Origin of the sequence: Rhodococcus pseudokoreensis (genome assembly GCF_017068395.1) — a bacterium.
Lineage (GTDB): Bacteria > Actinomycetota > Actinomycetes > Mycobacteriales > Mycobacteriaceae > Rhodococcus_F > Rhodococcus_F pseudokoreensis.
The window spans coordinates 50,275-70,326 of the sequence record NZ_CP070614.1 but is presented as its reverse complement, the minus strand read 5'-3'; the positions used below and the strand labels follow the sequence as shown (position 1 = coordinate 70,326).

21 protein-coding genes are annotated in these 20,052 nt (G+C 64.4%); 3 read left to right on the top strand and 18 right to left on the bottom strand.

Annotated elements, in window-relative coordinates:
* Positions 1-438: 438 nt before the first annotated feature.
* Entirely contained in the window at positions 439-603 is a 165-nt protein-coding gene (locus tag JWS13_RS00300) for a hypothetical protein (protein ID WP_206003919.1), read from the top strand.
* A gap of 141 nt (positions 604-744) precedes the next feature.
* Here JWS13_RS00300 and JWS13_RS00295 read toward each other — a convergent pair whose 3' ends face one another.
* The 10 genes from JWS13_RS00295 to JWS13_RS00250 all read right to left on the bottom strand — a co-directional run bounded on the left by JWS13_RS00295 (position 745) and on the right by JWS13_RS00250 (position 10,157).
* The gene (locus JWS13_RS00295) at positions 745-2,046 is read right to left on the bottom strand and encodes an AAA family ATPase (RefSeq protein ID WP_005261716.1); all 1,302 of its coding nucleotides are present in this window, start codon (positions 2,044-2,046) and stop codon (positions 745-747) included.
* Between the two features lie 70 nt (positions 2,047-2,116).
* A complete protein-coding gene (locus JWS13_RS00290) occupies positions 2,117-3,307 on the bottom strand; it encodes a hypothetical protein (protein ID WP_005261715.1) in 1,191 nt (396 codons plus the stop codon).
* On the bottom strand, positions 3,304-3,501 hold the full coding sequence (locus tag JWS13_RS00285; RefSeq protein WP_005261712.1) for a hypothetical protein: 198 nt from the start codon (positions 3,499-3,501) through the stop codon (positions 3,304-3,306). The genes JWS13_RS00290 and JWS13_RS00285 overlap by 4 nt, the downstream gene beginning before the upstream one ends.
* Positions 3,498-4,751: a vWA domain-containing protein gene (locus tag JWS13_RS00280; RefSeq protein ID WP_005261709.1), complete on the bottom strand. Its 1,254-nt coding sequence runs from the start codon at positions 4,749-4,751 to the stop codon at positions 3,498-3,500. Before JWS13_RS00280 ends, JWS13_RS00285 begins: the two co-directional genes overlap by 4 nt.
* Positions 4,748-5,848 carry an ATP-binding protein gene (locus tag JWS13_RS00275; RefSeq protein ID WP_005261707.1) on the bottom strand — a complete coding sequence of 367 codons (1,101 nt, stop codon included), beginning with the start codon at positions 5,846-5,848 and terminating at the stop codon, positions 4,748-4,750. The genes JWS13_RS00280 and JWS13_RS00275 overlap by 4 nt, the downstream gene beginning before the upstream one ends.
* Positions 5,849-6,357: 509 nt before the next feature.
* Positions 6,358-6,690, bottom strand: a complete 333-nt coding sequence (locus JWS13_RS46110; protein ID WP_319617499.1) for a hypothetical protein — start codon at positions 6,688-6,690, stop codon at positions 6,358-6,360.
* Between the two features lie 377 nt (positions 6,691-7,067).
* A complete protein-coding gene (locus JWS13_RS00265) occupies positions 7,068-7,919 on the bottom strand; it encodes an RAMP superfamily CRISPR-associated protein (RefSeq protein WP_206003917.1) in 852 nt (283 codons plus the stop codon).
* The gene (locus JWS13_RS00260) at positions 7,916-8,344 is read right to left on the bottom strand and encodes a hypothetical protein (RefSeq protein WP_206003916.1); all 429 of its coding nucleotides are present in this window, start codon (positions 8,342-8,344) and stop codon (positions 7,916-7,918) included. The genes JWS13_RS00265 and JWS13_RS00260 overlap by 4 nt, the downstream gene beginning before the upstream one ends.
* The gene (locus JWS13_RS00255; protein WP_206003915.1) at positions 8,341-8,877 is read right to left on the bottom strand and encodes a hypothetical protein; all 537 of its coding nucleotides are present in this window, start codon (positions 8,875-8,877) and stop codon (positions 8,341-8,343) included. Before JWS13_RS00255 ends, JWS13_RS00260 begins: the two co-directional genes overlap by 4 nt.
* Before the next feature lie 263 nt (positions 8,878-9,140).
* On the bottom strand, positions 9,141-10,157 hold the full coding sequence (locus tag JWS13_RS00250) for a MinD/ParA family ATP-binding protein (protein WP_241031976.1): 1,017 nt from the start codon (positions 10,155-10,157) through the stop codon (positions 9,141-9,143).
* A gap of 640 nt (positions 10,158-10,797) precedes the next feature.
* Between JWS13_RS00250 and JWS13_RS00245 the strand changes: the two genes are divergently transcribed.
* Entirely contained in the window at positions 10,798-11,646 is an 849-nt protein-coding gene (locus tag JWS13_RS00245; RefSeq protein ID WP_206003913.1) for a phosphoadenosine phosphosulfate reductase domain-containing protein, read from the top strand.
* Positions 11,647-11,947: 301 nt separating this feature from the next.
* Here JWS13_RS00245 and JWS13_RS00240 read toward each other — a convergent pair whose 3' ends face one another.
* The 7 genes from JWS13_RS00240 to JWS13_RS00210 all read right to left on the bottom strand — a co-directional run bounded on the left by JWS13_RS00240 (position 11,948) and on the right by JWS13_RS00210 (position 18,266).
* Positions 11,948-12,775, bottom strand: coding sequence for a hypothetical protein (locus tag JWS13_RS00240; RefSeq protein ID WP_241031975.1), 828 nt, complete (start codon positions 12,773-12,775; stop codon positions 11,948-11,950).
* 448 nt (positions 12,776-13,223) lie between these two features.
* Positions 13,224-13,637, bottom strand: coding sequence for a hypothetical protein (locus JWS13_RS00235; RefSeq protein WP_206003911.1), 414 nt, complete (start codon positions 13,635-13,637; stop codon positions 13,224-13,226).
* Between the two features lie 281 nt (positions 13,638-13,918).
* Positions 13,919-14,671, bottom strand: coding sequence for a prepilin peptidase (locus tag JWS13_RS00230; protein ID WP_206003910.1), 753 nt, complete (start codon positions 14,669-14,671; stop codon positions 13,919-13,921).
* Positions 14,658-15,248, bottom strand: a complete 591-nt coding sequence (locus JWS13_RS00225; protein WP_206003909.1) for a hypothetical protein — start codon at positions 15,246-15,248, stop codon at positions 14,658-14,660. The genes JWS13_RS00230 and JWS13_RS00225 overlap by 14 nt, the downstream gene beginning before the upstream one ends.
* 89 nt (positions 15,249-15,337) lie before the next feature.
* On the bottom strand, positions 15,338-15,511 hold the full coding sequence (locus tag JWS13_RS00220) for a hypothetical protein (RefSeq protein WP_206003908.1): 174 nt from the start codon (positions 15,509-15,511) through the stop codon (positions 15,338-15,340).
* 276 nt (positions 15,512-15,787) lie between these two features.
* Positions 15,788-16,117, bottom strand: coding sequence for a hypothetical protein (locus JWS13_RS00215; RefSeq protein WP_206003907.1), 330 nt, complete (start codon positions 16,115-16,117; stop codon positions 15,788-15,790).
* Positions 16,118-16,133: 16 nt separating this feature from the next.
* On the bottom strand, positions 16,134-18,266 hold the full coding sequence (locus JWS13_RS00210; RefSeq protein ID WP_206003906.1) for an FtsK/SpoIIIE domain-containing protein: 2,133 nt from the start codon (positions 18,264-18,266) through the stop codon (positions 16,134-16,136).
* A 661-nt stretch (positions 18,267-18,927) separates the two neighbouring features.
* On the opposite strand from JWS13_RS00210, the gene JWS13_RS45860 reads away from it, so the two are divergent.
* Entirely contained in the window at positions 18,928-19,062 is a 135-nt protein-coding gene (locus tag JWS13_RS45860) for a hypothetical protein (RefSeq protein WP_259375192.1), read from the top strand.
* 385 nt (positions 19,063-19,447) lie between these two features.
* Here the strand turns inward: JWS13_RS45860 and JWS13_RS00205 are convergent, their stop codons facing one another.
* Positions 19,448-20,050, bottom strand: coding sequence for a hypothetical protein (locus tag JWS13_RS00205; RefSeq protein WP_206003905.1), 603 nt, complete (start codon positions 20,048-20,050; stop codon positions 19,448-19,450).
* Positions 20,051-20,052: the final 2 nt, after the last annotated feature.

Sequence of the window (20,052 nt, the reverse complement as noted above, 5' to 3'; positions counted from 1 at the left end):
TGCCGTTGACTCCTGTGGGTTCTCGTTGGAAAGTTCGGATTCTCACGGATCGTTCGGACCTCGTTCGAATCCGAACGATTGTCGAGAAGCCGCAGCGGCCCCCGAACTCGGCGTCGCCTACTTACCAGCTCACATCCGACAGATGGTGGACAGCGCAGCACGCCACGGGCTCAACCGGCCAAGGAATCGAACTGCCAACGCGAAAGAACGTCCGAACGAAGGGCGAGAAGGGCTTTCGAATGCCCAGGACAAAGCCGACCAGAACGAACGAACCAACAACAACCTACAACTCCCCGCCGTCCCTATCTCGGGCGACCCGCCCGGAGGGTGCGGGACCCGATGTGTCCGGGCCGTCGGCCTCCGGCCCTCTCGGTGCCGGGGACTGGCGGCCGAACAGGTCGTAAACCGTCCAGCCGACCGTCAGTTCCCTCTATGCCCGTGCCGGACAGCTCGGCGGCAGACATGGACCTCCCCCTCTCCGCCGGGCTTCTACCCGTCGTCGACGCCCATCGCGTCGGCCGGATGCCTCGGATCGCGGAGGAGATCACCGACGACCATGACGCTCTCGCCGGTGTTCGGTACCGCCGATGGGGGCGTAGTTGATCAGCACATCCGCTGCCCATCGTGCGCGGACACCCCGGCCAACGGTGCCGGCGAGTCCACGTCCGACAGATGGTCCGGCGTGGTGTGGAACTCGGTCACCGTTGCATCGGACATCGCCAACGTCCCTTCCCTTTGGGGTTGCTACACAGCGGGAGTGCGGTGCAGCGCGGTCAGCAGGGCGGTATTGGCGGCGTGCGCGGTCGAGGGTTCGGTGTAGGCGAGTACCTCGGCGCTCGCGTCATCGATGACGACGCTCATGTGGGCGCGGTGGCGGGAGAGCATCACGCAGGCGCGGCCCGGATCGAGGCTGAATGGCTCGGCGGTGCGGTATCCGGCCAGCGGATGCAACACCACCACAGCGGCACGCTCGAGCCCTTGCAGAGAGTTCGCGGTGCCGACCAGCACGTCCGGGTGATCGGACAGGAGGGCGCGGATCGCCGCCGCCTGCGTCACGTGGGGAACCACCACCGCGATATCGGCGGCGCTCATAGGTCGCTGATCCTCGGCGGTGACCAGCTCCGCGCCCGCCAGCTCCCGCGCCCGCTGTGCGCACGCGGTCACCAGCGCCGGATCGGACGGGCCACCGCAGACCGTGACTGCACGGTGCGCCAGCTCGGGCAGCACGACGCCGTCGGCGTCGATCAGGTGCTCCGGTGGTCGGCGGGAGGTAAACGGCAGGTCGGGGTAGAACAACGGCCCGATCAGGGCGGTGGTGCCGGGTCCGAGTCGCCAGGTGTGGCGCAGCCGGACCACGCCCACCGCGTCGCCGTGAGCGGCTTGCAGCGCGATCGGTCCCGGCAGGTTCGGGGCGGTATCGCTGCCGTCCCATCGAGACACGTCGCCGGTCACCACCGGATCGATCTGACCGGGATCGCCCACACAGACCACCTGCCTAGCCATCGCGCCGAGTGCGCCCAGATCGGCATAGGTGCACTGCCACGATTCGTCGACCACGATCACGTCAGCCGCCACCCGGTCGGGGTCCGAGAACAGCCATCGGGCGGTCGTGCCGATCAAGATCGCGCCCACCTCACCGGGCCACCGCACCTTCTGCCCCGACACCGCTGGCGTCTGCCCGCTGTCGGGTTTCGGTGGTTTCGCTGTCCACATCAGAGCAGCCCGGTCGGTGAGGGTGCCGAGGCGCCGCGCAATCTCCACTGCCTGTTCGCGGGTCTGGGCCGCGATGCCGACACGCAGATCGCCGCGGTGTACCAATGCTGCCGCGAGCAGCGCGACCAGTCGGGTCTTGCCCGCACCGGGTGGCGACGGGACCACAACGGCGGGATCACCCGACCACACCGAGAACAGCACACGTGCGGTGATCGGATCGGACATGATCTGTGACCCCGGCCACTGCGTGAGCGACGGCGGGGTCGGCCTGGGTGCCGGTGCGCTCGAGGGGGCCGCGTTGGGGATATCGGGGCGGGGGGCGAGGATGCGCATGACGGTGCGACCTTTCACGAAAGGTGGTGTGAAGCAAGCTGTTTTCGGGTGACGGTGCAGGCTTCCGGGGCTAGTCCTCTGCGCCCGCGATCAGCACGTCGAGGGGAACCTCACGCCGCGCAGCGACCGGTGTTTGGCCGGTGGAGAGCCAGGAACGGCGGGCACGGTAGAGCCGCCAGTATCGGCCCCGACCCGCGCGCATCGTCTGCGGGGACGGCGGCTGCGGCATCAAACACACCCTTGCTCCCGGTGCGGGGGCGTGTGCGCCGACCGAGCCGAGATGAAGGACCAACTTTCCTTCCACGACGTGTGCCGAGGTGACCTCGACACAGAACCGCTCGAAAGGCTTGTCCGCTGGGGTGCCCATCCAGCCGGTGACCTCGGAGCCGACGCGCAACCGTGAATCGAGCCGCTCACAGGTCACCGCCAGCGATGCGTTGCGCCGACGCGACCGGATCGGCGGCGGGGTCACCGATGCCACCCCGACCGCCACATGCCCGGTATGGACTGCGCGTTGCCGCCAGAGCGGATCATCGAGCAGGGCAGCAGCTTTCAAGTCGGCGGCATCGCATCGGGTGCGCAGTCCCATGGCGGCGCTGGCGGTGTTGTCCGGGCGCGACCAGTCATGCCCGGCTGTCGCTGCCGAGAGCGCGCGGTCCCACGAATAACGGTCATCCTCGTGAATCGGCTCCAGTAGTGGCAGCAGCGGTCCGCCACTGATCTTCGCGGCCCACTCATGCAACCCGATGACGCTGTCATCGGAGATGCCCAACCACTGCCGCCACGTGGTCGCCGACCGTTCGGCCTCCGGGGTGGTGCCGAGGACGTACCGCGCCGACGACGCGGCCACCAGATTCACCACCGCCGACGTGCCGGGATGGTCTGCCCGATCCGCCCACCACGCCACCATGGCCGCTGCACCGGCCACCTGCGGGTCCGGGTGGTGTGCGTGCGCCCGCGCCAGCGTCACCAGGGCAGGCAGGGTGCCGGTGTCGTCGGTGAGCAACGGTGCCGGATCGCAGCGCCCCACGATGGTGCCGCCGTGTGCGGCCAGCAGTCCCAGGGCATCCACGTCGCGGGTACGTTCCTCGCGGCCCTCGAAACCGGCCACTGCCACGGTGACGCTGCCACCACGTGCCACCGCACGCACCGCCAGCGCCGCCGTGGACGGCACGAACGTGGTGTGCGTGAGCCGAGCGACCGGCGACCGGGTTTCGGCGGCATAGAGCCGCTGAGCGAGGTCGAACCATTCCACGCTCATGCCGCTCCCCGTCCCTCGTCGCTCCCCACATGCACCGGATTCGCGGCACAGCGCCAACCGGCGCGCAGAGCCGCCGCCGCCGCATCGGTCGCCGTACCTGCCACTACCGCCGCGACCTGGTGGGCGGTGATCCCGGTACCGGCCAACACCCGGTCGGCGTAGCGGACCAGGTCGCCGCTTCCTGCCGCGCTCATGCGCGAACTCCCGCACCGACCGGCACGGACATCGTCGACGCCCACGACGGTGTACGCCCCGCCGCCGCGTCACTGCCGATCACCGCGCACACCAGATGCGACCGCGACGGGCGATCCGGCCACGGCGTATCCCCGTCCGTCAGGACGATCACCACATGCGGCTGCGGACGCGCAGCATTGGCCGCCTCGATACCCACCCGCATGTCGGTGCCGCCGCCGCCGATCAGTTTCACGTCCGCGATGGACCGAACCGGCTGCGCCGTTGTGCTCGACGCATCACAGGCCAGAATCCGCACCCGATCACGTGCCACACCGCCAGCCCGCAGCACCCCGGCAACCTCACTCATCGCCGCATCCAGATCGTCTGCCGACATCGATCCCGACGTGTCGACCACAATCGAGACCGTGATCGACGGGCCGCGCATCGCCGGAGCGACTATGCCCGGGATCCCGCGCCGCGAGGGTCGCGAATACGTGTAGTTCGTCCGTCCCGCCTGATCCGCCAAGACGCGCCGGATCACCGCACGCAACAACCGATCCCATGCCACCGTCGGCGGTGCCAGTACCTCACCTGCCCACCGCGCCAATCCTGCCGGGGCGCTCCCCCGCCCCTTTCCCGAAGACTCACGAACGGCCTGCGCGACATACCGCCGCACCAGGTCGGCCTCCGCGCCGTCGAGACCTTCGGTGACCTCATTCCCGCCCGCACCCAACTCGCCGGGCACGGCAGGGCACCCCGCACCGGACCCGCACCCCGGATCACCATCGCCGTCTGCGTTCGGAGATGAAGGGGCAGACGGATCTACCAGATTCGTGTAGTAGTCCTCCGCGATGCCTCCCGATGCGCACCCGAACGACTCCGGGGTGATCACCCCTTCGGGCAGTCCGACACCGGCCGCGAGAAGGTCATCGTTGATTTCCGCATCGGCGGCGTAGTTCCACGCCACGTGCGCGACCGGCTTCGGCAAGAACTCTGCGCGCGCGGCATGTGCGCGCAGCAAGTGCCCAACCTCGTGCAACAGGACCGCACCCGCCACCGGGACCGGCCACGCGTTCGCACCGACCAGCAGCGCCGGATCGAGATACAACCGCCACTGCGCATCTACCGCGAACGTGCCCAGCCCCGGCGCAGCCACCGGTTGCGCCGCGAACAACGCCCGCATGAAGTACGGCATCTGTTCGGCAGAGACCAACCGGGCCAACCGAAACGCGCGCAACTCGTCCGGGTCGAGTACCCGCACCGCGCTCACGCCGCCTCACCGACCAGACCCGCAGCCACCAACATCGGGGAGAACCGTTTCGCCGCAGCCGGAACCACAGCCTTGGCGGGCCGCGCCTTCGCCAACGTCCGCGCCGCAGCGCCCGCCACATCAGGTGCACCCGCTTCCGCAGCCGCAATCAGCGGCCCCCACGCGCTGCGCCACGCCTCGACAGTGCCCCGCCCCGCAGCCCACGCCGTCACACCCGCCAGAACCGCCCACACCAGGTCCGGACGAGACTGCCAGTCGAACGCCGTTTCCGGATTCTCGATCACCGCCACCGGGTCGGGCAGATCGGCATTCCTGCGCCATTCCAGGAACTCGACACCGGTCCCCTCACCGATCAGCCCGAACACCGCCGCATTGATCGCCGCGTTGTCGTCGTCACGCAGATGCGGCAACACCGCCGCCAACATCGCCCACGTGCGTCGCGACGGCCACGCTCCCCCGGTCTGCGCCGCCGACAACGGGAACGCGTCCAACGCTTCCGGGTTGCGCTGGACATATCCGGTGATCGAACTACGCACCAGCGCCACGCGCTGTTCGTCCGTCGCCACCGCACGCGAGGCGGGCGGCGTGGCCCACCCAGTCGCCATACCGTCCAACCACTCATCAACAGACGGAGTGAACTCCACATGGCAGAACCGATTCGCCAATGGCGCTTCCAGTTCGTACCCACCGGCAGCACAATCGGGAGGATTCGCACCCGCAATCACCCGCGTCCCCTTCGGCAATTGCAGATCACCGACCTTCAGGTCCAACGCGACCGCGAGCATCGCCGCCTGCACCGCAGGCGGACTCGTCGTCAACTCGTCCAGAAACAGATAGCCACCACCCTCGGCGTGAATGCGCTTCGCCCAGTCCGGAGCCTCCAACGTCACCCCGTGCTCACGCACCACCGGCAGGCCAGCGAAGTCGGCCGGTTCCCGCAACGACCCGAGGACCGTCTCGCACAGCACCCCGTCCGACGCCGCCAACCCCCGCACCAGACTCGACTTACCCATACCCGGACCCGAGATCAACAACGACGGAACACCGGCCCGCCCATTCGCATCCAACACCGTCACAGCAGTCGCCACATCAGCCATTCCAAGACTCCGTATTCTTCGGCGCGATGGTGAGTCGCGCTTAACAGGACACCGCAACTATATGCGATTACCTGCGCAAATATGGTGTCCCGAAGGGCATTTGCAGTCCGGTCCCCGGCACCGCGAGAGTCGGGGTCCAGGAATCGAATGGGTCGGTCTGGCTCGCCGAACTGGCAAACTTATTTGGATGAGCGCAATGCACTTCGGTCAGGCGAGGATCAGCACGATCATCTGAGCGCGCCGACGAGCGGCCGCGCAGTGGCCGTCGTGCCATCCATCAGGCCTGGCTGCCAATGTGAGACGGCCTCATCCGGGGCAAAGCCATCTGCGCCCGCTGGCTGCATCGCGCTCCGCGGATGAGAGTGGCCCGTTTTCGGTTGGGCTGACTGGCCTTCTCTCTTTTCCGATTCTCCTTCGATGCAGTAGCCAACTACGTGCTCGGATGATGAGAGGTCGTCTCATACGGAAGGCAGCTGCAGCTCGCCCCAAGGTGCGTGCTCTCGACGGTTTTACTGCCGCGGCAGGTGAAGCGGGCGCTTCCGGAGTGGATGCATGTAGGGCGGGCGTAAGCCGGCGGTGCCGAAGCCGCCGGTCTGTGGAATGTCGATCTTGCTCAGGCACGCGGCGGGTGTGGTGCGGCCGAGGCTGCCGTCCGGATAGAGATGCGCTGCGGCACACCCATCGATGTCGAGTGTGGCGAACTCCCAGCGAAGGACATGGCCTTCACCCTGGCTCCTCTTCTTTCCGATTGCGACGACGGGTTCGAGGATTGAGCGTATGGCGTCGATGTCGCCGATTCCCTGCCAGCACACGCTTGCCGTAGTTGTCGCGAGCAACGGCATGATGCGAGCACGGTATGGGCCCTGCCGTTCTGATATCGACGCGGGAAGGGTCTGGACCAGGTCCCCAAGGGCGGTGTGATCCGGTCTCGCTGTCCAGTAGCGGACGGTGGGCCGATCCACCGGGATGTCAGAATGGGCGCAGGTCGCGGCCCAGTGCCAAGAATCGCTGCCGGCCAATTCACATCGGGCAAGCGGCAAGTCGAGGTCAGGCGGACTGATGGAGGGATCGAGCCTGGGGACCTCCCTGCCACAGGATCGTTCCTGACTTTTGTGCTCGTCCCAGAGCTCCGCGGCCAGGAGACCGTCGAGGCTCGTTGCCCACGGCGACCCATGCGCGAGGCCATGAGCCAAGTGCGCACGCACGAGCAGCGGACGCATCACGTCAGGCCGGCCAACACATCGAGCGCTTCTCCGCGAACGTCACGCACCCGTTCACGCCAATCGCAGTCCAGCGGTGATGGCCCTGCGACGACTTTCCGGTCGGACTCAAGCTTGATCAGGCCGTGTCCGATTGCCTGCCGTCCACCGATCCGACCATCGGCGGCGAAGGTGTCGAGAACGTCCTGGAAGAACGCGACCTCCTGGTCGGTGCCGCGAGTGAGGCGTAGCCAGGACTCGAACTGGGTGCCTGCTGGCAAGGTTTCGATCTCGTACCGCATCAGTTGATTGCCACTGCTGCTGTCCGGTGCGCGGGGGGTGGGGAAGTCGCCACTGTCGGCGTCGTCGAATCTGCTGTACCGCTCGAGTCCGAGGAGATCGAATTGTCCCGGCAGCGGCGCCCCGCCGGGATTGCGGAGAATGTGCGCGGTCTCCCTTACCTTCGGAACGACCTTGCCCACCTGCAGGCGGCCCTTGACCATCGTGCCAGTGGTGTTGCCGCCGAACACCGCGATCTGGGGAATGAGGGTGCGCAGTCGTTCGAGTCGGCGGCCGGAGATCGGCTCTCCGTTGATCTTTCGCAGCGCCCCGCCGCTGCGGAGGGTGTGTGCGGCCGGGAGGGAGAGGATTCCCTCGTAGTCGAGGACGTCGCGGAGCAACTCCTCCCCGGTTCGGCGCAGTGCGCCTCGGAACGAGTTTCCGGAAACGATCGGCACCAACTCCTCTGTGCCGTCCGGCTGGATCACCGGTTCACGACGGAACAGTGCCGTCGTGGTGCTGGTGTCGTCGTCCTTGTGGGAAATCGAGGACAACGCGGTGATGGCCAGATCCCAATGCACGGTGGTGGTCACGAGCTGCCTGCCTTCTCTGCGCGCCGAGCTTTTCGGTACGCGGCGGCGACGATCTGTGTTCTCAGAACAAGGGCTTTGGTGGACAACCTCATCACGGTCAATACCGGCTTGGGCGGTTCACGCAACAAGATGGTGAGCTCACGCCGTTGGTCGAGGTTGGGGACCGATTCGAGTTGTTCGGCAACCAGACCCCACCAGCGGTCCAGGCTGCTTCCGCTGCGATAGGTCGCGATACGGATCCGATCGGGTAGGTGGTGGTCCCAGTAGGTCGAACGGCGGGACGCCACCCAGCTGTTATCCCAGTCGATCCCATAATGCAGCAGGAGTACGAGCCGCTCAGCTGTGGCAGCTGGGCCGTCGAGTGGCGGCAACTCCGGGGCGCTCGCGAGCCACGTGGTCGTCGGAGCCTGCTGTGGTGAGCTCACGCGGACACCTTCGTCGGCACGGAGGCCCGCAGACCGAGTTCCCACCAGGGCGGCTCACTTCGCCAGCGTTTGAGCTGTTCCCAATCATCGAGGACACGTCCCCACTTGTGTGGCGCAACCTTTTGCAGGAAGGCGTAGGGAGGAGCTGCTGCGCTCAGCGCCGTTTGGGAGAAACCTTCAACGCGGAGGCGCTGCATCGCGTGCAGGGTCGCTGCATCCGAGCCAGACCATTCGAAGGTGATGTCGTCGACGGCGACCGCACCCCACCTCGCTGCCGGAAACAAGTGCTTACGCCCTGGTCGCAGAGGCACGACCAGCGCATGATCGTCCGCGATCGGTCCGGCCAGGTGTGCGGCAAGGGCACGCGAGTTGAGAACGCTCAGGGAGGGGGTTGTGGTGACCAGGTGCATCGCCGAGCGCAGGGCGGGTTCGCGGTAGATCCATGCGCAGACGAAGCACAGGCCTGTGCGGGTGGGGTCCTGCCACGAATCGAAGGCGGTGAAGGCCCGGGAAATGATCTTCGAGGCTGGCACACACGCCGATCCAACGCGGGCACAGCGGGCGCAGACGTCCGGGGTGGAAGGAATACTGAGTGTCGTCGGGCGGGCAGCGACATATGCGGCCGTGCAGACGTCGTACCTCGCTTCGTTCCTGTCACATCTCATTGCAGCGGTAGTGGAGGCCATACGCAAAACCCTATTGGCGGGGATGGACACTCAGAAGCGGACAGATAACGTGCAGGGCCGGTCATTTCGTGGCCTGCCCTGCACGTTCAGGTTGGGTCAGGGTGGAGTCTTCAGTTCCGCACGTGCCGCCCGAGTGGCTCCGGAAAGTCGTCCGCGAGGTCAGCCGCCAGCTCGAGGTACGCCCGAGCAGTTTTCTTGTTCAACAACTTCAGATCGATCGTGCCGCCCTCACCGAGATGATCATCGTAAGGCAGTGTGCGCACCGCCCGCACGCCGCGGTCGCGGAAGAGTTGGGTGAGCCGATCGAGGTCGAGGGGCGACGCTCCGGGACGCGTGCTATTGATCACCACCACAGTGCGTTCGACGAGATTCTGATAGCCGTGCTTGCTGAGCCAATTGAGCGTGGCCTCAGCACTCCTGGCCCCATCTCGCGCGGTGGGGCTGACTACGACCAGGGCGTCCGCCTCCGAGAGCACTCCGTGCATGGCCGAGTGCATGATGCCGGTGCCGCAGTCAGTGAGAACCAGGTTGTAGTGTACTTCCAGGATGCGCAGCGTATCGAGGTAGTCCTGTTCGTTGAAGGATTCCGATGTCTCGGGATCTTCCTCGCTCGCCAGGATCTCCAATCTGCTTTCACCCTGTGAGGTATAGGCACGAACGTCGCTGTAGGATCGGATGTTCTCGTCCGCGAGGAGGTCGCGCACGGTGTGGCGGTGCTCGCGCCGATCACGGTCCGCCAACGTCCCGAGGTCAGGATTCGCGTCAATGGCTACCACGCGGTCGCCGCGGTGACAGGCGAACGTTGAACCCAACGTCATCGCCGCGGTGGTCTTTCCCACTCCGCCTTTGAGGGAGACGAACGCAATTTTGTAGACGCCTCGTACCGGGTGATTCACCCGTCGGACGAGTTCCTGGTGCTCGAGTTCCGCCGGGGACTGGCCGGTGTTGATCTTGCCACCGCTGACCTTGTACAGAAGCTTCCCCACGCCCCGCTCGGGTGGCCGTTTGGCGCGCTTGATGATGTCGAGATCTTCGATCGATGAAATCCGCTGCGAGGGTGCGGCGGTGCGGAAATCCGACTGCTGACGCTGAGGTGGAGCTTCCTGGGGCGCCGACGCCGGATGCACGAAACCGGCGGGTGGATCCCCGCCCGCGAGAACGTCAGCAGTCCGCTGTCGGCCGCGCAGCGGTTCCGCCTGGTGCGCGGCCGGATCTGATTCTGCCGCAGCGGCCGGGGGCCTGAAGATCGGACTCACAGGCGGAGTTGGGGCGGGTGCAGGGGTGGTGACTGCGGGGGCCGGTGAGAGCGAGTCGAACGATGTCGGCTGCCGGGGGGTATCGAGGTTCGATGTCGGCCCGGACGGCTGCGGCACCGCCGGAACCGGGTTGCCCGTCCTCGCCGACGTCGTTCCGTTGGCCGGTTGGACCGGCACGTCACTCGTCCCCTTCGCGGCCTCCCGATGGTTGTGTAGCGGAGCGGAGGCGGGAGCAGTGGTACAGCGACTTCCGTTGGTCGCCGGCGTCGTTGTGTCGGCCTGCTCATCTCCGCCGAGAAGCCAAGTCGGTGGTTGAGCGTCCTCGTGATCGCTGGGCACGGAGTCCCCCTCATCTTTTCGCAGGTCGGTTGGGTATTCGTCGGGACGGTATCACCGTAGTGGGACACTGAGCGCGACGCTCGTGCACCCACCAGTCCGACTACCGTGAGACCGTGGGACTGGTTTGTAGCGACACTCAGGAGACCCTGAGGATGTGCGGAAAAGGGGCGCCATGCGAGACTTGCCAGACGGACTCGATCTCGATGTTCTGCGTGCTCATCGCCCTATTGGTCACGATCTCGGGGCGCTTCTTTCACGTATTGAGCAGCACCTCGATGACGCAGACGGGTATTTGGCTTTCTCCGGTGGCAAAGATTCGCTCGTTGCGCTTCACCTGGCTCGGCAAGTCGACTCCAATATTCCGGTGGTGTTCTTCGACTCAGGAGCCGAATATCCGGAAACGTACACGTACATCTCTGACCTGGCCGACCGTTGGGACCTGAACCTCTCCGTCTACCCTTCGGATCCGCCGCTGTTGCAGTACCTCGCTCAATCGGGGGCGTGGGATCTGACTGCACCGAACACCGCGTCGGAGCATCCATTGCACGACGTCCTGATCACCCAGCCGGCCAATCGCGCACACAGCGATCAAGGTCCAGGTGAAATCTGGGGAGTGCGCGCTGACGAGTCCGTGAAGGGCTCGGGTCGTTGGTCGTTGTATCACCGGGCACTCGCTGAGCAGGTCGATCGGAACTGTCGGGGTTGCTGCACAACGAGACAGCAGCAACGGGATCGACATGGCGGGAAGGTGGAACGGGCGGACGGGACGGTAGCGTTCGGCCCGATCTGGAACTGGAGCCGCGACGACGTGTGGGCTTACATTGCACGCACTCGGTTGCCGATGAACCCGGTGTACACCATCCTTCGTGACCTCGGCGTACCCGAACAGCAGCATCGAGTCAGCCACATCATCGACGCGAGCTTCCTCGAGAGGGGGCGGGTGACATGGCTTAAGCGCGGGTGGCCGTCACTCTTCGAGGAACTGACCACAGTACTGCCACGACTATACGAATTCAGTTGAGCGATAGAGGCTTTCTGCTCTCCGTTCCACCGCGGGGCTTCCTGGTGGGGTATAGTCGGGTCACTGAGATTGCACAGCGAGAGTCGGAGGCACACCCTTTGGTGGCCTCCGATTTTTCTGTTCCGCGCTCGCCCGTTTTCGACTCGTATCCGCGTCGGTCGCCGGTCCGTCTGAGGGGCCGGACGCGTCACGGTCGGGTGCAGGCGACGTGATTCTGAACTGCGCCTTGCCGGCCTTTCCGCTCAGGATGTCGGGGTGGACGAAGATTTCTTCACGCCCGTGTTTGTCTTTCCACACCATGTCATCGCTCCCCATCCGCTGGGTCTGGGTCCGGTACTTCTCTCATCTGCACTACCAACCGCTCCCCCATCGAACCTCCATTGCGCTCGTAGGGAGCATAATGCGCCGCGACGACCTCGAGACGGATCCCGCGAGGCAGCAGGTGAGCAGTGTTTCCTCCCGCAGTATCTGACATACCGAGGTACATTCCGCGGGAGGTCTGGATTTCGAGTGCGAGATCGTTGGAACCGCGCTCAGCGTCGAGTTCGTGGAGGTTGTGCCGGGTCATGGTGAACCGATCGAACGAGACAACCGTCCCAGCACTGAGCGAGCCCGGGAGTTGCTCTCGGACTGCAATCGAATCCGGCATCGTTACCTCGGTGTAGACGATGTGCCCTCTACCTGATGTTTTCTCGTACGCTTGGATCGCTCGATCAACACGTTGGACGTGTTGACGATCTTTGTCGTCGAGTTGCACTGCGTCCCCGTTGACTTTGGAAAGAGACGCGTTCACCTCGGCCCACCGCTGTGGCTCCTGGACCAACCTGCTCAGCGCACGGTGCTGGGTATTGGGCATCGCTTCCAGCACCTGACGTTTGGTTACCGAGCGCGCCTTTCTCTGCCTCGAACTCATCGATCTCCGCAGTTCGATTTCGCTCGGAAGCCTCCGCTCCATCCGGCGATGAATATCCGCATGGCTCGTCGACCGCGGATACGCGCGATGAAGATCCTTCGCTGCCCGCGTCAGTGACATTCCTTCCACGGCGGCATCGATTTCGCGTGCACCGTCACGTTCCCTCTCGCGATCAATGAACGACGCCTCAGTAACAACGTCGGCCTGCTTCTTCATCGCGTTATCGGAGTCGCCATGATCGATATCGACGACTCCTACACTGCCGTCAGGGCTACTCGAATACGAACGTTTCGCCATTTCAGCTGGCTATCCCCGGAGGACAGCGATCAGTCACTGGCGGCTGGCCGCAGAGAGTCATCGCTGTGTCGACTACATCCGCCAACGATCGACTGACCGTTCCGCATGACACGCAACGTGCGGGGAACTTCTGCGATACCAACTCGAGAAAGTGCTCCTGACAGACGAGGTGCGACTGACGCCGGTATCCACGGCAACAATCCTTGAGGATCACCGCCCACACCGCCGGCCGCACGTAACTCGTAGTCACGCCGGCGCGAATCTCGAGCTCGCAGGATCTGCAGGGCAAAAGTAGCTGCGGGACCGCACTCATGTCGGCGTGCCGGTCGTGGTGCATGTCGTCCTCCCTGCGTGCTCATGACTGTGGTCAGTACTGGTGTGCGGGTTGAAGTTCAGGGTCGGGTGTCGGCTGGGGGTTGGCCGGTTGCGGCGTGGCTTCGTCCTGTTGTGTCGTTGATGCGGGTGAGCGGCGCTGTTTACGCTTCTTTCTGGGCGAATTGATGCCCATGTCTGCCAGGTCCCTCGTAGTCCATCCTCCCGCGACCGCGGTGTCGTAGGCACCGCGTACCCTCTGCTCCGCGTCCGTGATCTTTCCTTCGAGAGCGTCACGCTCTTCCTCGTGTCGGCGCTCGAGTTCCACCTTCTCTTCACCAAGTTCTTCCACGGCAGCCTGCGCTTCCCCGATCGCCCCCACCAGGGCGACCTTGTCCTGAAGCGCCTTCTGGGCAACGGCTTCGGCTGCCTTACGTGCGGAATCGGACTTCTTGCCGGCGGGTGCCATCTGTTATTTGTCCTTTCCTTGGGGGTCCGGGCCTGGTCCGACGATGAGCCACGGAACGTCTGCCGTGACCACACCACCGATCGCGGAAACGGCGAGGAGCCCGGCTACCACTGTGGGACGATCCTGTTCCCTCATGCGGCCTCCTTCCGAGGATCTGTGCGGGCGCACTTGCAATAGCCGGAATCTAGCGGGCATCCTGGACACCGAAAGACACTGCGAACATATTGTTGCTGGTTGAACCGCGAAACTCAGGATTGTGAAGCCGCAGCACGCTCTAGTTGCTATGCCGCGCAGGCGGTCAGCAGGACGCAGGCAGCAACCATGTATGGCCCCGCGGCGATTCCCGAAGATGCACTGCCACGTTCACGAACCATGCGGACAACCGCAACAGGGAACATCAGCAGCAACGGAACGATGAGACCGGCAGCCGCCCACTGCCACGAGAAATATCCGAGAACGGCGCCTAGAGAGAATATGAGCCGCACATCCCCCATCCCGATCCCACCTCCGGTGAGAACCGCGAGAGTGAACAACACCAGCGATGACGCTGCGGCAGCGAGCAAGGTTCGAAGCAGCGCAGACCAGTTCTGTTCCACAGCACTGGCAACGGTGAGCAGCACGAGTGTTCCGCCACCAGCCCAGTACGTCAGCGGAGAGGGAATTCTGCCCGTTCGGAAATCCACCACCGCCGCCCAGAGCGCCAGAGGTATCAAGAACAGCCACGCCGCGAGCGTTGGCTCGATGGGAGCGAAAACGACCGCAGAACTAGAGATGACCGCGGCGGCGGCAACGACGCTTCTCCTCGAGGTGCGAGTATCGAAGTCGATGCCACTGAACGTGCACCAACGCTGCAGTGGGGTGGCGAGGAGAAGCGATGCACCAGCGGTCACGGTTGCAGCAATGAAAGCGCTCATACCTAGACCCAGAGATGCGGTTCCGAGGAGCCATGCGATCACCCACACACCGAGCGAGAGGAACGCAACGGCCAACACCACACGCAAGTCATCGCGTCGATCCGCGTCACGCGGCAGCATCGTCAACCGCCCTGGCCGCTCCACCCTGGGTTCGCATACGGTCACGGTAACGAACCAATCGACGAGCTGCCGCTTCCTCGGAGGTGCCCAGGACGGCCGCGAGCCTGCGGCGCGGCCACTTCTGGCGCTCGGATAGCGCCAGGACGACCTGGACTTCGTCGGGGGCGAGCTCGATGCTTCGGTCACCATCGAGGCAGCGCTTGATCGCAACGTCATCGACACCGAGAACACTCTTGGGCTGGTGCGGCCGCGCCCGAGGATCGTCGATCTCATCGTCATCCCACGCCAACGGAGGCGCCCACCCCATCTCGATGCGTGCCCAGTCCCGAACGTCCGGATCCGGCGCCGAGGCTGTCATCGACAGTTCGTCATAGAGTGCGGAGATCTCGAACCACAGGCGGCGAGTAATCAGCCCGTCTTCAGGGAGATCGTTCAGAACTGCCGGGCTGCGGCGGAGTCGTGCAGCCAGATCATGGCGGGGGAACCCGAGGGCTACCAGCGCCTGAATCCGTCGCTTGGCGCCGACACCGGGGGTTTTGCGGCGATGATCGCCAGTCGGCTGGAACTGGACTGACATAATGCGTCGGGCGACATCTTCTGAGACGTACACAGTGGTCGATCGCAGAACGACGCCGAGGTCACGTGACGGCAGCCCGGTCAGAGAGGTCAGGTCGCGGAGGGCGAAGCCTGCGCGACGGAGCGCCTGCAGGTGGGCGCGAACACCACCGGTGACCGGAACTGTCCCGGGAGGAAGACCAGCGGACCCGCCGCGACGAGCAGTTGTCCTAGACGGCTCGCCGCGACGGGCGGATCGGCGCTGAACGCCGCCCAACCGAACACGCGGATCAGGGGACCAACCCTTCCTCGACGTGTCCAGCTCCGCCCCTACTGTAGCGGTGGAGCGGGACAGTTGGACGACCGCATTGTCTCCGATAGTTCGGGCGTGATGGTTGGCCTCGGCCGGTTGCATAGGGGTATGCGAAACACAGGTATCCAAGGACATTGGATTCTCTCTTCTTTTGTACGGTTGGTGAGACCGCATCTCAATGGACGAACCTGACGGTACCGCAGCATCCTGGGCGACGTCCATTCTTTGACCCCGATCTTGTGGCGTAGTCATTGACGATCTCCGCTCTGCAGACGACGGAAAGCGCGCCGGTGATACGCCGCTCTCACAGCCGTTAAAGATCCGGCAATCAAGATCACGGCAACAGCGATGAGGATGATCAGTCGGCGACCATCGACGCCGGCATCGATGCCGGGAAGGACCCACAACGCATCGGCGGCGGTAACGAGAACTTGATGATCGAGCAGCCATGTGGCTGCCGTGTCCCTCCATTGCGGTACGAGCGCAAGTGCGAAGGGAAGCAGGAATGGGAACAAGAAGATCAGGGCGAGGAGGTCGTTGTCGTTGAGCGCCTTCTGCCCGGACTGGGTGTTGTTCATCGACGTCTCGCTTCTCTCAGGAGCTGAACTCGAGTGGTTTACGGCAGGCGATTTCGGAGTCATAGGGCATGGAAATCACTCCCTCAAGATCGCCATCACCACGCCAAGTGATGGCGATGTGGTCGTCGTCATCGAATTCATCGGGGCCAGGGTCGGTATCGATGACAGCCCATTGGTCGGTCTCCTCGTCGACCAAGATCAAGTCCCCGACTTGTAGGTCTCCTGGCGAGCGAGATTCAGCCTCACTGAACCCTTCCCAGTCGTCGACGTCATCGTCCGACATAGCGGGGACTACTGAGAGTTCTGGCCTGTGCAGCGAATTGACAGCGTCGGCAAGCAGCGAGGCCATTCGTGTCTCGCTGCTGCTCGATGCCTGTCCTTCATCAAGCCCAAGGACCGACATGGGGTTCGCCCCGCGAACCTGCCCGATGTATTTCCTATCCCGTTGCGCGACCGGATCGTGGAGAGGGTGGTCTGCTGCTCTGCCCCAGGGGGCTTGCACGTAGTCACGGAAGCGGATCTCGACCTCTTCCGTCGAGTCGCCGGTATCGATATCGACTGGATCAGGCTCCGGGTCGAGGATCACCAATCGTTCGTGCCGGGTCACCGGGGGATGCAGGATCTCGAAGAGCTCGTATCCCTCATCACCATCACCTACCTTTCGCGGGTCGGGGGTTCGATACGTCTGAATCTCGACATCGCGGTTGGCATCATTGATCGTGGTTGCACGGCCACGGCAGCCCCGTGGAATCGTGGTACCGATGGCGGGCGATTCCCACATCATCATGGCGCCCTGCGGTGAGAGTCGGCCCATCGAGACGCGCATACGGAAGTTGTCGCGCATGTCGCCGCCGAAGTACTCGGCGTCGGGCCGCTGGGTGCCGATAATGAGATGGACGCGGGCGGTGCGACCCTTTCGCCCGATGCTTGCGATCTCCTGCAGGGTCCGGGGTTTGGTCGGGTCACCCTTGCCCTTGATGGTTGAGTACCAGTTCAGCAGATTGCCGCGGATGTCCGCGAACTCGTCGACGAAAAGAACCAGTGGCTCGAAGTCGGTCTCTTTCGCGTTCCCCGAGACGATTGCGTCGTAGCGTTCTTCCATCACTTGCCACGCGCGGTGGATGACGGCGACCTGGTGCTCGATCCTCGACGCGACGATTTGCACGTTGGGCCAGTCCTGATACCCAAGGAACTCGACCCCCTTGCCATCGGCGACCCAGACGATCCATGCCCGGTATGCGATCTCGGTCAGGAGGGTATGCGCGGTGACCGTCTTACCGGTTCCCGGGGCTCCGACGAGCATCACGTTCGGGTCGACGGCCGGCCGCCAGGACATCACATTGCCGTCTTCGTCGATGCCGTACGGGATTCGGACAGCGTCATAGTTGACGAGCGGGTCGAAGTCTTCGTCGAGTGTGATTGCGGGATGCCAGACGTTGGGGTCGAAGGTCGGTCGCACTTCGAATCGGACCCAATCGGTCTCGAGGTTCCAGCGTGTCCGCCACCGGCCGGGCAGGTTGGCTGAGGCCGTGCGTTCGATGCGGGTGCGATACCCGGATGGGGCGAGCTTCACACCTGCCTCATGCGTGGCTTCGAGGGCGACAAGCTCGCCGGTGTTGGGATCGAACTCGGTCTTCGTCACCCGCCCGGTCGGCCCGAGCAACGTCAGGATCGTGCGCTTCGCCCGTGCGGATACCGCTGGCTGCTCCGCGCAGTTATCGGATCGAATCTCCGGCACAAAGACGATCCGGCACTGTTTGCGTTGATGCTTGCTGACCCGGTAGTCCCCCCACATTTGGCCGGAGAGCACCTCGGTGATGCGGGGGATGAAGTTCGGGTCGAGTGCGAGCTTCGCGGACGGGTAGCGCACAACAAGTCGTCCGGGGCGGCCCGGCCACCGGTTCGACCATCGTGATGCGCGCAGACCTTCGCGACTCGGACTACTCAGTCCCATCACGTGGCAAAGCTGTTCGGTTGCGCGGTCGACTTCGAGTTCACGTAGTTGGGTTCGGTAGCCGTGTGCGCCCACACCGACCGACGCTGAGGCGACGGCTACGGCGCCGGGTGCAGCCCAGTCGTCTAGTCCAGCGAACGGAGCGGTGGCGGCGAAAAGAACGCCGCCGGCCGCGGTGATCGTCGCATTGCGCAACCAGGGGTGCTGCCGCGGCTCGAGGGCGAGCGAGCGGCCAGTGTGAGGGGCCCGCATAGTAGCGAGACTCACCGGTCTTCGCCCCGACCGACAATCCTGAACACCGGGTGAAGGCATTTCCGAGGTTTCGGTTCGAGGGCGGGGCGGCTGCGGGTGGGATAGCTCGTCCCACCGGGAAGGACACGGCCAGTGTGCCCGCTTACGACAAAGGACAGGATCGACGTGATCATGTCCTTGGGCTGATTCGCCTCGGTCATGGTGATGCCTCCTTGCCGGCCGCAGTTGGTTTCCGCGGCTTCTGCTTTAGGGAGATGGGGTAGGGCGGGTCCCTGTGACATCTGGCAGCCGAGGAATTTCCGGCGATGGGTTCGGAAGCTCGTTCAGCGCACTCTGGTAGGTGCCCATTCGCCTACCGGGCGCCTACCGCATCCGGTTCAGCGGAAAGTTGCCGAACTCCGGTCCTGACTCGGTGGATCTGATGCCGTGATGCCGTCCCGGTGGTGCGTCAGTTTCGATTGCGCCGCCATGTTCGCTCGCGGCTCGTTGAATCTGATGCGCGTGGCGCTGGAGGGCGTTTTTGTGTCGGACGGCATGGTTGCGCAGTCCACTCGTAGCTCGCCGCCCAACGTCAACCAGTGAAAGGTGGACCGCACTGCCCTACATGGCTGACGAAGCCGAACTCAAAGACGCTGGTAGTCCAGGTGGTCGCACCACCCACCACGCGCAAACCGTCGACGGGTGTATCAGCTCGGACACCAACACCAACGTGGTGGCGATCATGACCGCACCGGCATAAGATCACTGAGCCGGACAACAGATTGACCGCCCTCGGCATCAGTTTCACCGAGTCAACATCAGACTCATTGAGTCCGGACAACAACCAGCACTTTGAGACCCCATCCCCTTGACACGTGCGTTACGCTCCGAACGGCGCAACGAAGTGAGTACGGATCGGAGCGAACCGCACCCTTCGGGGACAGTTTCGTTATCACCGTCCACCGCGCGGGGCGGTCACGGCATCAGCAGGGCATTGCACGAGGGCCGGTCTTCCTCAGGTGGTATCCGAACACTCGCCACCCGGTAGATCACTCATCGTCAGCAGTGGTGGCATGAGGAAGGCCCCGCTCGTCCTGGGCGAGGTTGAGCGGGGCCTGATCGTTTGCAAGGTGGAGCGGGATGGGTCAGTACGCAGTCTTCATCGGCACGCAGCTGGTCACTGTCCATTCCCGCTCGACGTATTCGACGCGGATTCCGACGTTCATGCCGTTGTCGTAGTTGGCAATGAAGTCGACTACCGATGTCCCTGTCGCCTGCTCGGTGATCAGTTCCAACTTCGCTGCCGAGATGCGTGCGGGATTGGTTGTCCGATATGCCTCGGCGAGTGCGGGTGTGGTCCATCGGGTCACGCGATCCCACCATCCAGGCGCTGGATTCGTGAAGTCTTGGGCGAAGCTCCGGGCTATTAGCCTCGGCTGGTCAGGAAGTCCCAGGGGCTCGTGAGAATGCGTGTCGGCGGGCGGGGTGGTGGTCGGCGTGGTCTCGGGCAAGGCCTCGTCACCGGTGACATCGCTCGTTGCCGGCGCCTCCACATCGTGGGTATCTACTGTTTCGGCTCGGTCTATAACGAGCGTGAAGAACAGCCATCCGACGACGATTACGACCCCGAAGGTGACAAACGGGTGGCGGTGTATCCAGCTGGGTACACGCTTCTGCGCCTTTGGATTGTGGTCGCCGGCGTCATCACCATCGCTGGCCGGGCCACGGTTCGCTGATATCGAAGGCATCG

What these genes read in the sequence shown, in the direction of transcription:
- JWS13_RS00215 (WP_206003907.1), bottom strand. Translation starts at nt 16,117, where the DNA reads ATGAACAACACCCAGTCCGGGCAGAAGGCGCTCAACGACAACGACCTC.
- JWS13_RS45860 (WP_259375192.1), top strand. Translation starts at nt 18,928, where the DNA reads ATGGCTGACGAAGCCGAACTCAAAGACGCTGGTAGTCCAGGTGGTCGC.
- JWS13_RS00230 (WP_206003910.1), bottom strand. Translation starts at nt 14,671, where the DNA reads ATGCTGCCGCGTGACGCGGATCGACGCGATGACTTGCGTGTGGTGTTG.
- JWS13_RS00290 (WP_005261715.1), bottom strand. Translation starts at nt 3,307, where the DNA reads ATGAGCGTGGAATGGTTCGACCTCGCTCAGCGGCTCTATGCCGCCGAA.
- JWS13_RS46110 (WP_319617499.1), bottom strand. Translation starts at nt 6,690, where the DNA reads ATGCCGTTGCTCGCGACAACTACGGCAAGCGTGTGCTGGCAGGGAATC.
- JWS13_RS00240 (WP_241031975.1), bottom strand. Translation starts at nt 12,775, where the DNA reads ATGAAGAAGCAGGCCGACGTTGTTACTGAGGCGTCGTTCATTGATCGC.
- JWS13_RS00285 (WP_005261712.1), bottom strand. Translation starts at nt 3,501, where the DNA reads ATGAGCGCGGCAGGAAGCGGCGACCTGGTCCGCTACGCCGACCGGGTG.
- JWS13_RS00245 (WP_206003913.1), top strand. Translation starts at nt 10,798, where the DNA reads ATGCGAGACTTGCCAGACGGACTCGATCTCGATGTTCTGCGTGCTCAT.
- JWS13_RS00275 (WP_005261707.1), bottom strand. Translation starts at nt 5,848, where the DNA reads ATGGCTGATGTGGCGACTGCTGTGACGGTGTTGGATGCGAATGGGCGG.
- JWS13_RS00235 (WP_206003911.1), bottom strand. Translation starts at nt 13,637, where the DNA reads ATGGCACCCGCCGGCAAGAAGTCCGATTCCGCACGTAAGGCAGCCGAA.
- JWS13_RS00225 (WP_206003909.1), bottom strand. Translation starts at nt 15,248, where the DNA reads ATGTCAGTCCAGTTCCAGCCGACTGGCGATCATCGCCGCAAAACCCCC.
- JWS13_RS00295 (WP_005261716.1), bottom strand. Translation starts at nt 2,046, where the DNA reads ATGCGCATCCTCGCCCCCCGCCCCGATATCCCCAACGCGGCCCCCTCG.
- JWS13_RS00205 (WP_206003905.1), bottom strand. Translation starts at nt 20,050, where the DNA reads ATGCCTTCGATATCAGCGAACCGTGGCCCGGCCAGCGATGGTGATGAC.